This window comes from Bacillus sp. JST-5 (assembly GCF_057747715.1).
This window is the reverse complement of sequence record NZ_JBYLHW010000027.1, coordinates 1-15,042: the sequence shown is the minus strand read 5'-3', so window position 1 is coordinate 15,042 and position 15,042 is coordinate 1. Positions and strand designations below refer to the sequence as shown.

Sequence of the window (15,042 nt, the reverse complement as noted above, 5' to 3'; positions counted from 1 at the left end):
CTCCTTTTCTATAAGAAATTTAATTATTTTCCTAAACAAAATTGAGAAAATAATTGGTCAATCAAACTTTCATGAATAGTATCACCAATAATTTCCCCTAACGTTTCCCATGTTTTTGTTAAATCTATCTGCACGATATCAATAGGTGTTCCTAATTCTACACCTTCAATCGCATCTTCAATTGATTTTAATGCTTGATTAAGTAAAGCTATATGACGTGAATTCGTTACATAAGTTATATCTTTAGATTCTATTGTTCCAGAAAAAAACATGTTAGCAATAGCCTCTTCCAGTTCATCTACACCTCTATCTTCTTTTAAAGAAGTGGTGATAACCGGAGAACCATTCGCTAATTCTTTTACCTTATCTAAATTTATTTTTTGAGGTAAATCAGTTTTATTTATAATGACTATGAAATCCATGCCTTTAACGGCTTTAAATAAATTTTCATCCTCTATTGTTAATTCTTCCGAATAATTCAATACAAGTAATATTAAATCTGCTTTACTTAATACTTTCTTCGAACGTTCTACACCAATTCTTTCAACAATATCTTCTGTTTCGCGGATACCAGCTGTGTCAACCAGTTTTAACGGAACACCGCGAACGTTGACATACTCTTCAATAACATCTCTTGTTGTTCCAGGTATGTCCGTGACGATTGCTTTATTTTCATGGACCAAGCTATTTAGTAACGATGACTTCCCGACATTTGGACGACCAATAATTACTGTTGAAAGACCTTCTCTTAATATTTTCCCTTGTTGTGCTGTTTGTAAAAGCTTCTTTATTTCCTCTCTAACATAAGTTGATTTTTCAAGAAGCATTTGATGAGTCATTTCTTCCACGTCATCATATTCGGGATAATCAATATTAACCTCAACATGTGCAAGAATTTCAAGTATTTCTTGACGTAATTTTTTTATTAATTTCGATAGTCTTCCTTCCATTTGGCCCAATGCAACATTCATTGCGCGATCGGTTTTTGCACGAATTAAGTCCATGACTGCTTCAGCTTGCGATAAATCGATTCGACCATTTAAAAAAGCTCTCTTTGTAAATTCTCCTGGTTCCGCTAATCTTGCTCCTTCATTTAGTACCATTTGCAGCACACGATTAACAGTCATTAAACCGCCATGACAGTTTATTTCAACTACATTTTCCCTTGTGAATGTATTCGGTCCTTTCATAACGGAAACCATGACTTCTTCAATAATTTCATTCGATTTTGGATCAATAATATGCCCATAATGAATAGTATGACTATTTACATCTATTAATTTTTTCCCTTTAGGACTTTTAAATATTCTATCAACAATGCTAATGGAGTGATCACCACTTAATCTTACAATAGCAATGGCGCCTTCCCCCATTGGAGTCGATATCGCAGCAATTGTATCAAACTCCATATATATCACCTCAATTCTTATCCAACATTACATAATAAATATATGAACCCAACATAATATTCTTGAAATTCCTCAAGATAATAGAATAACACAAAATATTTCATTATCGAAACTCTATTCACATGTAGATATTTTTCTTTCATTCATTTTATCTTATCCACATGTGAATAACAATTTTTTATCATCTTCTTTTTTTATTGTGGATAATTATTTAAAAATTGATAAACTTTTTTGAGTGTAAATCTAACTTTTAAAAAATCGATAATATAATTAGTCGCTAATTGCATATTTCCAACAAAAATTTCCTCAGGAAAAAACTCATGTGTTGCTATCCATGGAATACAAAATCTATAAAATCTATTTACAATAAAAAAACTAGAATCTGAAGGTATATCTTCAGATTCTAGTTTTTCTAGTTTTTTTATTGCTTCGGACTGATTACAATATACCGATTTGGTTCTGTCCCGGTTGAAAATGTCATTACTTGTTCATGATTGGATAATGCTGTATGAATAATTTTTCTTTCATATGAAGGCATAGGTTCCAAAGATATTTCTTTATTCATTCTAACTGCTTGGTTCGCAAGCTTATTAGCTAATTCAATTAAAGTTTCCATTCGTTTTTGCCTGTAGTTTTCTACATCTAAAATTACAGTTAAATATTGTTTTGTATATTTATTTAACACTAATTGAGTTAAATACTGTAACGAGTTTAATGTTTGTCCTCTTTTTCCAATCAACAATGCCGATTTATCACTAACAATATCAAAATAAATATTTTTTCCTTCTTTTCTCGTATTAATTTCAATTGGTGCATCCATTTCTTTACATACATTCATCAAAAACTTTTTTGCTTCTTCTACAGGATCAATTTTGACTGTTACTTTAATCACAGCAGGTCTTGCCCCGAAAACTCCGAACAATCCCTTTTTCCCTTGATCAATGATTGTTATATCTACATATTCCCTCGTTGTTTGTAACTGTGATAGTGCAGAATTGATCGCCTCATCAACCGTTTGCCCCGTAGCAGTTACTTGTTTCACTTTTTAGCTCCTCCCGCTTTATTTTCAGCGATATTTTTTCGATCCGGCGCTTTAATAAAATATGTTTGAATAATCATGAATATGTTACCAACTACCCAATATAGAGATAATGCAGTTGGGAACATCATCGCAAATACCGTAATCATAATTGGCATTAACCATAACATCATTGTCATTTGAGGATTTGCTTCTTGGCCAGCCATCATCAATTTCTGTTGAATAAACGTAGTGAGCCCTGCAACTAAAGGTAAGATGTAATAAGGGTCTGTCTGCCCTAAATCAAACCAAAGAAATGTATGTTCTTTAATCTGAGGAGTACGAACAATTGCATGATAAAAACCAATTAAAATCGGCATTTGAATGAGCAACGGTAGACATCCAGCCAAAGGGTTAACCCCATATTCTTGGAACAGTTTCATCATTTCTTGTTGTAATTTTTGTTGGGTTACCGCGTCTTTAGAACTATATTTTTCACGAAGTTTTTGTATTTCTGGTTGAATTAACTGCATTGCTTTAGAGCTTTTTGTTTGTTTAATCATTAATGGTAATAAAACTAAACGAATTAAAATGGTAACAATAATAATACCTAAACCATAGCTTTCTCCAAAAAATTCAGAGATCATTACAATTAAGCTTGAAAGAGGATAAACAATAAATTGATTCCAGAATCCTTTACTTTCAGCAGTAATATCTTGATCCACTTCCGTACACCCTGAAAGAATAGCTACAATTAAAACTAAACTTACGAGTAGAAAAATTTTCTTTTTCACAATGCTCCTCCTTACTGCGACTCAAGTATGTATAGCATGTCCGAGAAAAATGACTCCTTTTAACGAGTATTTTACCATTTTTATTACTCTTATGTGAAAATTTCTATTAAAATTTAAGAAGTTTTCATCTCATTATTATTAGATAAAATTCTAGCAACTTTTAATACATGAATTAAACTATTTTTTACCTCATGATATGTCATTTCTGCTACTGGCTTTCTGGCGATAATGATATAGTCATAATTAGGTTTTACTTGATCTTTTAATTCATGGAAAACTTCCCGAATATATCGTTTTATTTTATTTCTTAAAACAGCATTACCTATCTTTTTACTAACAGACAAACCAATTCGAAAATGTTCTTGTTCTTTTTTTTCTAACAAATACAATACAAATTGTTTATTAGCAAAAGATCTTCCCTTCTTGAAAACCTCTTGAAACTCTTCATTTTTTTTTATTCGATATTCCTTTTTCATGATAACACCCTATCAGAAATTATGAGACATATAGAAGCATTTGTTACCACAAAATACTATGATTATACGGAAAAACAATAATTATACATATTTTTGAAAAAAAGACCACTGATGTTTTTCAGTGGTCTATGCTGATAAAACTTTTCTACCTTTAGCTCGACGACGCGCAAGAACTTTACGTCCATTTTTAGTACTCATACGATTACGGAAACCATGAACTTTACTTCTTTTTCTTTTATTTGGTTGATACGTACGTTTCATTATATGACACCTCCCTGAGGAATAGCTGTTTAAGACAGTCTAATAAATTATATAAACGAATTAGTGCATCTGTCAACTCTTTGCAAAATATTCAAACCACTATGAACTTTCGTTACAGATAATGAACATGATCGATTTTGTATAAAATGTGGATAACATTTCGACAAAACTTAAAATATCCACATGTGTTATCGACAACTTTTTCACATAATCAATGGCTGTGGACAAAAAATATCAACACTAGGTTGGTGTTGTGGATATTTTATTTAAACCATTGCAACATAAAGGATAATTTGATATTATTATTGTGCTTTTATATTAATTTTTTTTGTTGATAAATCTCGTTATCCACAATTTGTGGATAATATGTGGACATGTTATTCATAACTATGGAAAAAAGTTGTCCACATATAGTGGATTTTGTCGAAAAGGATAATTTCTTCTATAATATATACTTATCCACATGCAACTTTATTTCGAATACTGTCTTTAAATATATATTTATGAAAACTATTTTAGTTTTATGTTTTTTTAATTTAGGAGGGAAAAAGCTTGGAAAACATAGATGATCTATGGGGAAGGGCTCTATCAATAATAGAGAAAAAAATAAGTAAACCTAGTTTTGATACATGGTTAAAGTCGACAAAAGCCCATTCTTTAAAAGATTTAACCTTAACGATAGAAGCTCCTAATGAATTTGCTCGTGACTGGTTAGAGGGACATTATACAGATCTCATTTCTAATACAGTTTATGACTTAATTGGTGAGCGATTAAATGTAAAATTTATCATTCCCCAAAATCAGCAAGATGAATATGTTCAATTTCAAGGAGCTCCCAAAAAGGGACCAAAAGAACAAGAAGATCAAATAGAATTACCTCAACATATGTTAAATCCTAAATATACGTTTGATACCTTTGTCATAGGCTCCGGCAATCGATTTGCTCATGCAGCTTCATTGGCCGTTGCAGAAGCACCTGCAAAAGCTTATAACCCTCTATTTATATACGGTGGTGTTGGATTAGGAAAAACTCATTTAATGCATGCAATTGGACATTATGTACTTGAACATAACCCTTCAGCTAAAGTTTTATACTTATCTTCGGAAAAATTTACAAACGAATTTATAAACTCCATTCGCGATAACAAAGCTGTAGATTTTCGAAATAAATATCGAAACGTCGATGTCCTTTTAATAGACGATATTCAATTCCTAGCTGGAAAAGAATCAACTCAAGAGGAATTTTTCCATACTTTTAATGCTTTGCATGAAGAAAGTAAACAAATCGTTATCTCCAGTGATCGCCCTCCTAAAGAAATACCAACTTTAGAAGATCGGTTACGTTCACGGTTCGAATGGGGATTAATTACTGACATAACACCTCCAGATTTAGAAACACGTATAGCAATCTTAAGGAAAAAAGCGAAAGCTGAAGGATTAGACATACCAAATGAAGCGATGAGTTATATTGCCAATCAAATTGATTCCAATATTCGTGAACTCGAAGGGGCTCTTATTAGAGTCGTAGCTTATTCTTCGTTAATTAATCGAGATATTAATGTAGATTTAGCTGCTGAGGCATTAAAAGATATTATTCCAAGTTCGAAACCAAAAGTAATAACGATTCAAGATATTCAAAGAGCTGTCGGCCAACATTACAACGTGAAATTAGAAGACTTCAAAGCAAAAAAGAGAACGAAGTCAATTGCGTTTCCAAGACAAGTGGCCATGTATTTATCTAGAGAATTAACAGATTTTTCATTACCGAAAATAGGATATGAATTTGGCGGAAGAGACCATACAACCGTTATTCATGCACATGAAAAGATTTCTAAACTTCTTCAAACAGACCAAGAATTACAACAACATATAAAAGAGATTAAAAACATTTTAAAAATGTAGTATGATTAAACAGAGTTGTGAGGATTGTGTATAACTTTTCATTCATTACACACAGTCTGTCCACATGTGGATAGACTGTGTTTCCTTTCATCTTTTCTATTTATCCACATATTCACAAGTCCTAGTACTATTAATATTATCTTTTTATATTAAATAAATAATAAATTATGCATTTGGAGGAAATTTTTTATGAGATTTTTTATCCAAAAAGAGCGACTTGTTCAAAGTGTACAAGACGTGATGAAAGCAGTAACTTCAAGAACCACTATACCAATTTTAACAGGTATTAAAATCGTAGCTTCTTCTGAGGGAGTAACATTAACAGGAAGTGATTCAGATATTTCAATAGAATCATTTATACCTAAAGAAGAGGATGGGGATGAATTAGTAGATATTAAAGAGCAAGGTGGAATTGTTTTACAAGCAAAATTCTTTAATGAAATTGTTCGTAAATTACCAGAAGATGATGTAGAGATTAAAGTAGAAAATCATCTCCAAACAATTATCCGTTCAGGAAATGCTGAATTTAATTTAAATGGATTAGATGTTGAAGAGTATCCATTATTACCTCAAATAGAAGAAGAAAATGTATTTAGTATTCCTACAGACATATTAAAAACATTTATTCGTCAAACGGTATTTGCGGTTTCTACTTCAGAAACTAGACCAGTGTTAACAGGTGTTAATTGGAAAATAGAAAATGGTGAATTATTATGTGTTGCTACTGATAGTCATCGATTAGCTTTAAGAAAGGGAATCATTCAAATTGATCCATCATCTCAATATAATGTTGTCATTCCAGGAAAAAGCTTAAATGAACTATATAAAATCTTAGAAGACACAAATGAACCTGTTCAAATTGTAATAACAAATAATCAAATCTTATTCAAAACAAAACATTTACTATTTTTCTCTCGTCTACTAGATGGAAATTATCCAGATACGTCTAGACTAATTCCTACAGATAGTAAAACAGAAGTTATTTTAAATACAAAAGATTTTCTTCAAGCAATTGATCGGGCTTCCTTATTGGCAAGAGAAAATAGAAATAACGTCGTTAAATTATCAACATTAGAAGACAATTATATCGAAATATCATCCAATACTCCTGAAGTTGGTAAAGTTGTTGAAAAAGTAAAAAGTGTCCAAATCACTGGTGAAGAGTTAAAAATTTCGTTCAGTCCAAAATATATGATGGATGCTTTAAAAGCTTTAGAAGGAACAGAAATTACAATTAACTTTACCGGAGCAATGAGACCATTTGTCATTCGTTCAGTAGATGACGATTCCATATTACAATTGATTTTACCTGTTCGAACATATTAAGCAATCATGCAACTGCTGGTCACTCCAGCAGTTTTCCTTATATAGAGAAAAAGTATATCTCCGATGTATTCATAACATATTGAAAACCACTCATATCTTATGAATACTTTGTCAGTGGATAAAATATTTAGTAAAATAAACTATTAGGGTAAGAAAGGAAAGCGATATGAAAAAAGAAATTATTATTGAAACGGAATATATTACACTTGGCCAATTTTTAAAACATGCTGATATTATTCAAACTGGTGGTATGGCGAAATGGTTTCTTTCAGAACACCAAGTGTATATAAATGGCGAATTGGATCAAAGAAGAGGACGAAAACTGAGAAAAGGAGATCATATTTTAATACCCAATATTGGTGAATTTGTTATAAATAGCAGATAACTTAGAGGATGTCTATTATGTTCATACATCACTTAAAATTAAAAAATTATAGAAGTTATAATGAGCTAGAAATTTCATTTGAAAATAAAGTTAATGTCATTATTGGGGAAAATGCCCAAGGGAAAACGAATGTTATGGAGTCCATTTTTGTTTTAGCAATGGCAAAATCCCACCGAACTTCAAATGATAAAGAACTCATTCGGTGGGATAAAGATTATGCTAAAATAGAAGGTAGAATTGAAAAGCAAAGCGGATCCATTCCTATTGAACTAACCATTTCTAAAAAAGGTAAAAAGGCTAAGGTAAACCATATTGAACAGTCTAAACTCAGCCAATATGTAGGACATATGAATGTAGTAATTTTTGCACCAGAAGACTTAAATTTAGTTAAAGGGAGTCCAATGATTCGGAGACGTTTTATTGATATGGAAATTGGACAAGTTTCCCCAGTCTATTTACATGATATTAGTCAATATCAAAAAGTATTGCAACAAAGAAATCATTATTTAAAGCTCTTACAAACTAGGAAGCAATCAGACGAAGCAATGTTGGAAATCTTAACCGAGCAAATGGTTACATTAGCAGCTAGAATAGTGAAAAAAAGGTTTGAGTTTTTAAGTTTACTTGAAAATTGGGCAAAAGAGATTCATTTAAATATTTCTAGAGGTAATGAAACATTAAAGATTCAATATAAACCGACCATTGATGTATCAGAGAACGATGACTTGACAAAAATGATAACAGAATTCAAATACAAATTTGATACAATAAAAGCAAAAGAGATTGAACGTGGTACAACATTATTCGGCCCTCATCGAGATGATGTAATCTTTTATGTTAATGACCGAGATGTTCAAACATTTGGTTCACAAGGTCAACAAAGAACAACTGCATTATCAGTAAAATTAGCAGAAATTGAATTAATCCATTCTGAAATTGGTGAATATCCGATTTTATTATTGGATGATGTTTTATCGGAACTGGATGATTACCGCCAGTCTCACCTACTAAATACAATACAAGGAAAAGTACAAACTTTTGTTACAACAACTAGTATTGATGGAATTGATCATGAAACGTTAAAAGAAGCTGCTATATATCATGTAAAACTAGGTGAGATGATAAGAACTAGATGAGGTGAGATATGTTTATAAATATAGGGGAAGATTGTATCGTTTGGTCAAAAGAGATCATAGCAATTATAAATATTAAAGATATGAAAGATTCGTCACCTCTATTAATAGAATTTTTCTCACATCATGAAGAAAAGGTTATAGATTTATCGAACGGCTTAGGCAAATCTATGGTAATAACGCAAGACAAAATTTTTCTATCTCCCCTTTCAACATTAACATTGAAAAGAAGGCAGATAGAAATCAGTTAATTGAAATAGTCCGTATTTTCATTGTATAGAAAGCGTAGGTGATTAAGATGGCAATGGAACAAAAACAAATGAACGCAGTAGAATACGACGAAAATCAGATACAAGTTTTAGAAGGATTGGAAGCTGTACGAAAAAGACCGGGAATGTACATTGGTTCAACGAGTGTAAAGGGATTACATCATCTCGTTTGGGAAATTGTTGATAATAGTATTGATGAGGCACTTGCTGGTTATTGTACAGAAATAAATGTTGTCATAGAAAGTGACAATAGTATAACAGTTTCAGATAATGGACGAGGTATTCCAGTTGGGATTCATGAAAAAATGGGGAGACCAGCTGTTGAAGTAATTATGACAGTCCTCCATGCAGGAGGTAAATTTGGTGGTGGAGGATATAAAGTTTCTGGTGGTTTACACGGTGTAGGTGCTTCAGTAGTAAACGCTCTTTCATCAGAATTGGAAGTTTTTGTCCACCGTGATGGCCATATATATTACCAAAGTTATGAACGAGGCGTACCAAAAGAAGATTTAAAAATTGTTGGAGAAACAGATCGAACAGGTACGACCACTCACTTTAAACCAGATCCAGAGATATTTACGGAAACAACAGTATTTGATTATGATACGCTAGCCAATCGCATACGTGAACTGGCATTTTTAAATAAAGGAATAAAAATTACCTTAGAAGACAAGCGGGAAAATAAACGTAAAAATGAATATCACTACGAAGGTGGAATTAAATCTTACGTTGAACATTTAAACCGCACGAAAGAAGTGTTGCATGAAGAACCGATTTTTATTGAAGGCGAAAAAGATGGAATTATAGTTGAAATTGCACTTCAATATAATGAAGGTTATACAAGCAATATTTACTCATTTGCCAACAATATTAACACCTACGAAGGTGGTACTCATGAATCTGGATTTAAAACAGCTTTAACACGAGTAATTAATGATTATGCAAGAAAACATAATATTTTCAAAGAAAATGAACCAAATTTATCGGGTGAAGATGTACGAGAAGGATTAACAGCTATAGTGTCCATCAAACATCCTAATCCGCAATTTGAAGGACAAACAAAAACGAAACTAGGAAATTCTGAAGCAAGAGCAATTACAGATGCAATTTTTTCTGAAAAATTTGAGCAATTTTTATTAGAAAATCCATCAGTTTCAAAAAAGATAGTTGAAAAAGGTGTAGTTGCAGCTAGAGCTCGGATTGCTGCAAAAAAAGCACGTGAATTAACTAGACGCAAAAATGCTTTAGAAATTTCGAGTCTCCCAGGAAAATTGGCAGATTGTTCATCGAAAGACCCAGCTATTAGTGAACTCTATATCGTTGAGGGAGATTCTGCTGGAGGTTCTGCTAAACAAGGTAGAGATCGTCATTTTCAAGCTATTTTACCGTTAAGAGGTAAGATATTAAACGTAGAAAAAGCAAGATTAGATAAAATTTTATCTAATAATGAAGTAAGAACAATCATCACTGCCATTGGTACAGGAATTGGAGAAGATTTTGATATTTCAAAAGCAAGGTATCATAAAATTGTCATTATGACGGATGCGGATGTTGACGGTGCACATATTCGTACTCTATTGCTTACATTCTTTTATCGCTATATGAGACAAATTATAGAGGCAGGATATGTTTATATAGCTCAACCTCCTTTATATAAAATCCAACAAGGTAAGAGAATTGAGTATGCCTACAATGATAAACAGCTAGAAAAAATTCTTGGAGAGTTGCCTCAACAGCCAAAACCAAGTATTCAACGTTATAAAGGATTAGGAGAAATGAACCCTGAACAATTATGGGAAACAACTATGAATCCGGAAACAAGAACTTTACTGCAGGTAAGTTTAAATGATGCTATTGAAGTTGATGAAACTTTTGAAGTATTAATGGGTGACCGAGTGGAGCCAAGAAGACAATTTATTGAAGAAAATGCCATGTATGTGAAAAACTTAGATATATAAAGGATCATCATTTGATGTATCCTTCCTTTTTTCTATTGATGAATTGCTTAATTTTTTAATTAAAAGGTATAAAACCTAAAACAGAGAGACCGTTTTACTCAAAGGAGGTTGCTCTCAATGGAAGAAACTCCAAAATCAAGAGTTGAAGAAGTAAATATAAGTAGTGAAATGAAATCTTCATTCTTAGATTATGCCATGAGCGTTATTGTTTCTCGTGCTCTTCCTGACGTTCGAGACGGATTAAAACCTGTGCATCGTCGTATTTTATATGCCATGCATGATTTAGGAATGACTGCTGATAAACCATTTAAAAAGTCAGCTCGTATTGTCGGAGAGGTAATTGGTAAATATCATCCTCATGGTGATCAAGCGGTTTATGACACGATGGTTAGAATGGCGCAAGATTTTAACTATCGTTACATGTTAGTTGACGGTCACGGAAACTTTGGTTCTGTTGATGGTGACTCTGCTGCTGCCATGCGTTATACAGAGGCTCGTATGTCCAAAATTTCCATGGAGCTTCTTAGAGATATAAACAAAGATACAATTGATTATCAAGATAACTATGACGGCCAAGAAAAAGAACCAATGGTTTTACCAGCAAGGTTTCCAAATTTATTAGTAAATGGTTCTTCCGGTATTGCAGTTGGAATGGCTACAAATATTCCACCACATCAATTAGGTGAAGTCATTGATGGAGTATTGGCTGTAAGTAGAAATCCGGATATATCCATACATGAATTAATGGAAATAATACCTGGACCTGATTTCCCAACTGCAGGATTAATTCTTGGTAGAAGTGGTATAAGAAAAGCCTATGAAACTGGACGTGGGTCAATTACTTTACGAGCAAGAGTTGAAATAGAAGAAAAGGTTAACGGTAAACCGATGATTATCGTTACAGAGATACCTTATCAAGTGAATAAAGCAAGACTTATTGAAAAAATCGCTGAACTTGCCAGAGATAAGAAAATTGACGGTATTACAGATTTACGAGACGAATCAGATAGAAATGGTCTTCGTATTGTTATTGAACTAAGAAAAGATGTAAATGCAAATGTATTATTAAATAATTTATATAAACAAACGGCATTACAAACAACTTTTGGAATAAATATGCTGGCATTAGTGGATGGCCAACCAAAGGTATTAAATCTTAAACAAGCGTTACAACATTATTTAGATCATCAAAAAGTCGTTATTCGAAGACGTACTCAATTTGAACTTAGAAAAGCCGAGGCACGTGCACATATTTTAGAAGGGTTAAGAGTAGCATTAGATCATCTAGATGAAGTGATTACTTTAATTCGTAATTCTGAAACTACAGATATTGCCCGCGAAGGGTTAATGTCTCGATTTAATCTTTCTGAAAAACAAGCACAAGCGATTTTAGACATGCGTTTGCAACGCTTAACGGGGTTAGAAAGATCTAAAATTGAGGAAGAATATCAAGAATTAATCCGTCTAATTGCAGAATTAAAATCGATTTTGGCTGACGAAGAAAAATTACTTGATATTATTCGAACAGAGTTAGAAGAAATAAAAGAACGTTACAATGATACTCGTAGAACTGAAATCGTATCTGGTGGACTTGATCAAATCGAAGATGAGGATTTAATCCCGCAAGAAAATGTTGTCATAACACTTACACATAATGGATATATTAAGCGACTTCCTTTATCAACTTATCGTGCTCAAAAACGTGGAGGACGAGGAGTTCAAGGGATGGGGACCAATGAAGATGACTTCGTTGAACATTTATTAACTACGTCAACTCATGATACTATTCTTTTCTTTACGAATAAAGGAAAAGTATACCGATTAAAGGGTTATGAAATCCCTGAATATGGTCGTACAGCGAAAGGACTTCCAATCATTAATTTATTAGAAATCGATAAAGATGAATGGATAAATGCAATTATTCCAGTAGAAGAATTTGAAGAAGATTGTTATTTATTCTTTACAACAAAAGAAGGGATTTCTAAGCGTTCCCCATTATCAAGTTTTTCTAATATTAGAACAAGCGGATTAATTGCTATTCATTTAAGAGAAGGCGATGAATTAATATCCGTACGATTAACAGACGGAAAAAGCCATATAATTATTGGAACGAGAAAAGGTATGCTTATTCGTTTTCCAGAAACCGATGTTCGATCCATGGGAAGAACGGCAACAGGAGTTAAAGGGATTACTTTAGATAGCGATGATGAAGTAATAGGAATGGAAATTTTATCTGAAGATAATGATGTATTGATCGTTACAAAAAATGGTTACGGAAAAAGAACACCTGCATCAGAATATCGTGTTCAAGGACGTGGGGGAAAAGGAATCAAAACTTGCAATATAACAGAGAAGAACGGTCCTCTTGTCGCTATGAAGGCTGTAACTGAAGACGATGATCTCATGTTAATCACTGCTGGTGGAATACTCATTCGTATGGCAATTAGTGATATTTCAAGAATGGGCAGAAATACAGTTGGTGTAAAATTAATAAAATTGGATAAAAACGAATCGGTTGCGTCAGTAGCAATAGTAGAAAAAGAAGATCAGGATCATCCGTTAGACGATGAGAATAATGAAGACAACCATTCAGATTCAATAGAAAAGGAAAATGATGAATAAATGAAATGCAATTGTTATCACCACTCAAAAGAGTTGGTGATTTTTTTTTATGTTCTACACGACTATTATAGAAAAAATTAAAAATTTTAAATAAAATAAATATATGGCAATTCAATGAAGGGGTATGAGCGATGTTAGTAAAAGTCGAAAACTTAAAAGAAGGGTACGAGCTATTGGAAGATGTGGTAGGGCTTTCTAATAAGCCGATTATGAGAAGAAAAACAATATTAACATCAGAACATATATCTGTTTTAAAAGCTTTTTTAATAAAGGAAGTACATGTAAATAGTGTCCCAAATCCAACTTTTAAAAAAGTTGCTGAAAGAGAAGTAGCAAGGGAAGAAGTAATTATAGAACATAAAAGTAATTCGATCTTTAAAAAAGAATATGTAATGGCTGTACAATCATATAAGAAAGAATTTCAATATTGGCAATCAGGGATACCAGTGGATATTTCAAAAATAAGAAAAATTATTCTACCTTTAATTGATCTATTAGATAAAAATAGTTTTGAATTATTGGTATTGCATAAATATGTTACGAAGTCCGATTATATTTACCATCATTCTATTGCAACAGCTTTATTAAGCAGTTATATAGCAAAAACATTAAATATTAGTTCTGGAGAAAGACTTCAAATTGCACTTGCCGGTTGTCTATGTGATTCCGGTTTATCCAAAATTGACCCATTTATACTACATAAATCCGTGTTAACAGACAAAGATAGAAAAGAGTATAAAACACATCCAATTCATAGTTATAAAATGATTCAAAACATCCCTTCATTAAAAAATGAAACAAAACTTGCTGTCCTTCAACACCATGAAAAAATCGATGGAACAGGATACCCATTAGGTGACAAGGAACAAAAATTACACTTATATTCAAAGATTATTAGTGTAGCGGAAAGCTATCACGAAAATATATGTACATCTGATCAACCAACCTCTCCATTTAAAGTATTGGATGAAATGAGAAAAGATTATTTTGGAAAATTTGATGTAAAAATATTAAACGCTTTTACTAGTTTGATTACACAAGCATCAATTGGTGTAAGAGTAAAATTGTCTAATCAATTGGTAGGAGAGATTGTATTTATCCATAATCATGATCAGACAAGACCATTGATTAAAATAATTGAAACGAATCAAATTATTAATTTAATAAAGAATAAAAGTATTAATATTGATGATATTTTAATCTAATCATTTAAGTCTTTCTAATTATTATTAATCTATTGAATAAACAAGTGTAGCGTTGTTATAATCTGAAAGGTCATTAACAAAATAATTTTTTATAAAAAGTTGTTGACACTATAAAAGAATCTTGTTATTATATAAAAGTCGCTGTTGAAAATTTGAACCTTGAAAACTGAACAAAACAAAGCGTCTAAAGAAACATGCTAGTCAATTATTTTGAGCAATCAAACTACTTATTGGAGAGTTTGATCCTGGCTCAGGACGAACGCTGGCGGCGTGCCTAATACATG

General features: G+C 32.1%; 13 protein-coding genes. 8 read left to right on the top strand and 5 right to left on the bottom strand.

Annotation, left to right across the window (positions count from 1 at the left end):
• Positions 1 to 23: 23 nt before the first annotated feature.
• The 5 genes from mnmE to rpmH form a co-directional block, all read right to left on the bottom strand.
• The gene (mnmE, locus tag AC3ASS_RS07385; protein ID WP_488282876.1) at positions 24 to 1,409 is read right to left on the bottom strand and encodes a tRNA uridine-5-carboxymethylaminomethyl(34) synthesis GTPase MnmE; all 1,386 of its coding nucleotides are present in this window, start codon (positions 1,407 to 1,409) and stop codon (positions 24 to 26) included.
• Between the two features lie 421 nt (positions 1,410 to 1,830).
• A complete protein-coding gene (jag, locus tag AC3ASS_RS07380) occupies positions 1,831 to 2,451 on the bottom strand; it encodes an RNA-binding cell elongation regulator Jag/EloR (protein WP_488282875.1) in 621 nt (206 codons plus the stop codon).
• Positions 2,448 to 3,221 (bottom strand): YidC family membrane integrase SpoIIIJ, encoded by a 774-nt coding sequence (gene spoIIIJ / locus AC3ASS_RS07375; RefSeq protein ID WP_488282874.1) that lies wholly within the window; start codon positions 3,219 to 3,221, stop codon positions 2,448 to 2,450. Before spoIIIJ ends, jag begins: the two co-directional genes overlap by 4 nt.
• A 113-nt stretch (positions 3,222 to 3,334) precedes the next feature.
• The gene (gene rnpA / locus AC3ASS_RS07370; RefSeq protein WP_488282873.1) at positions 3,335 to 3,697 is read right to left on the bottom strand and encodes a ribonuclease P protein component; all 363 of its coding nucleotides are present in this window, start codon (positions 3,695 to 3,697) and stop codon (positions 3,335 to 3,337) included.
• Between the two features lie 126 nt (positions 3,698 to 3,823).
• A complete protein-coding gene (gene rpmH, locus AC3ASS_RS07365; protein ID WP_488282872.1) occupies positions 3,824 to 3,958 on the bottom strand; it encodes a 50S ribosomal protein L34 in 135 nt (44 codons plus the stop codon).
• A gap of 552 nt (positions 3,959 to 4,510) precedes the next feature.
• Here rpmH and dnaA point away from each other — a divergent pair.
• The 8 genes from dnaA to AC3ASS_RS07325 all read left to right on the top strand — a co-directional run bounded on the left by dnaA (position 4,511) and on the right by AC3ASS_RS07325 (position 14,758).
• Complete coding sequence (dnaA, locus tag AC3ASS_RS07360) at positions 4,511 to 5,860, top strand: chromosomal replication initiator protein DnaA (protein ID WP_488282871.1); 1,350 nt, start codon at positions 4,511 to 4,513, stop codon at positions 5,858 to 5,860.
• Between the two features lie 189 nt (positions 5,861 to 6,049).
• A complete protein-coding gene (gene dnaN, locus AC3ASS_RS07355; RefSeq protein ID WP_488282870.1) occupies positions 6,050 to 7,186 on the top strand; it encodes a DNA polymerase III subunit beta in 1,137 nt (378 codons plus the stop codon).
• 166 nt (positions 7,187 to 7,352) lie between these two features.
• Positions 7,353 to 7,571 (top strand): S4 domain-containing protein YaaA, encoded by a 219-nt coding sequence (gene yaaA / locus AC3ASS_RS07350; protein WP_488282869.1) that lies wholly within the window; start codon positions 7,353 to 7,355, stop codon positions 7,569 to 7,571.
• 17 nt (positions 7,572 to 7,588) lie between these two features.
• Complete coding sequence (gene recF, locus AC3ASS_RS07345; protein ID WP_488282868.1) at positions 7,589 to 8,707, top strand: DNA replication/repair protein RecF; 1,119 nt, start codon at positions 7,589 to 7,591, stop codon at positions 8,705 to 8,707.
• Positions 8,708 to 8,715: 8 nt separating this feature from the next.
• A complete protein-coding gene (gene remB / locus AC3ASS_RS07340; protein WP_488282867.1) occupies positions 8,716 to 8,955 on the top strand; it encodes an extracellular matrix regulator RemB in 240 nt (79 codons plus the stop codon).
• 53 nt (positions 8,956 to 9,008) lie between these two features.
• Positions 9,009 to 10,931, top strand: a complete 1,923-nt coding sequence (gyrB, locus tag AC3ASS_RS07335; protein WP_488282893.1) for a DNA topoisomerase (ATP-hydrolyzing) subunit B — start codon at positions 9,009 to 9,011, stop codon at positions 10,929 to 10,931.
• A gap of 117 nt (positions 10,932 to 11,048) precedes the next feature.
• Positions 11,049 to 13,553: a DNA gyrase subunit A gene (gene gyrA / locus AC3ASS_RS07330; protein WP_488282866.1), complete on the top strand. Its 2,505-nt coding sequence runs from the start codon at positions 11,049 to 11,051 to the stop codon at positions 13,551 to 13,553.
• 131 nt (positions 13,554 to 13,684) lie between these two features.
• On the top strand, positions 13,685 to 14,758 hold the full coding sequence (locus AC3ASS_RS07325; RefSeq protein WP_488282865.1) for an HD-GYP domain-containing protein: 1,074 nt from the start codon (positions 13,685 to 13,687) through the stop codon (positions 14,756 to 14,758).
• The last annotated feature ends 284 nt before the right edge of the window (positions 14,759 to 15,042 follow it).

Excerpts from the sequence above, each read along its gene's own strand:
- remB (WP_488282867.1), top strand. The coding sequence starts at position 8,716 with ATGTTTATAAATATAGGGGAAGATTGTATCGTTTGGTCAAAAGAGATC.
- recF (WP_488282868.1), top strand. The coding sequence starts at position 7,589 with ATGTTCATACATCACTTAAAATTAAAAAATTATAGAAGTTATAATGAG.
- dnaN (WP_488282870.1), top strand. The coding sequence starts at position 6,050 with ATGAGATTTTTTATCCAAAAAGAGCGACTTGTTCAAAGTGTACAAGAC.
- yaaA (WP_488282869.1), top strand. The coding sequence starts at position 7,353 with ATGAAAAAAGAAATTATTATTGAAACGGAATATATTACACTTGGCCAA.
- rnpA (WP_488282873.1), bottom strand. The coding sequence starts at position 3,697 with ATGAAAAAGGAATATCGAATAAAAAAAAATGAAGAGTTTCAAGAGGTT.
- mnmE (WP_488282876.1), bottom strand. The coding sequence starts at position 1,409 with ATGGAGTTTGATACAATTGCTGCGATATCGACTCCAATGGGGGAAGGC.
- gyrA (WP_488282866.1), top strand. The coding sequence starts at position 11,049 with ATGGAAGAAACTCCAAAATCAAGAGTTGAAGAAGTAAATATAAGTAGT.
- gyrB (WP_488282893.1), top strand. The coding sequence starts at position 9,009 with ATGGAACAAAAACAAATGAACGCAGTAGAATACGACGAAAATCAGATA.
- rpmH (WP_488282872.1), bottom strand. The coding sequence starts at position 3,958 with ATGAAACGTACGTATCAACCAAATAAAAGAAAAAGAAGTAAAGTTCAT.
- AC3ASS_RS07325 (WP_488282865.1), top strand. The coding sequence starts at position 13,685 with ATGTTAGTAAAAGTCGAAAACTTAAAAGAAGGGTACGAGCTATTGGAA.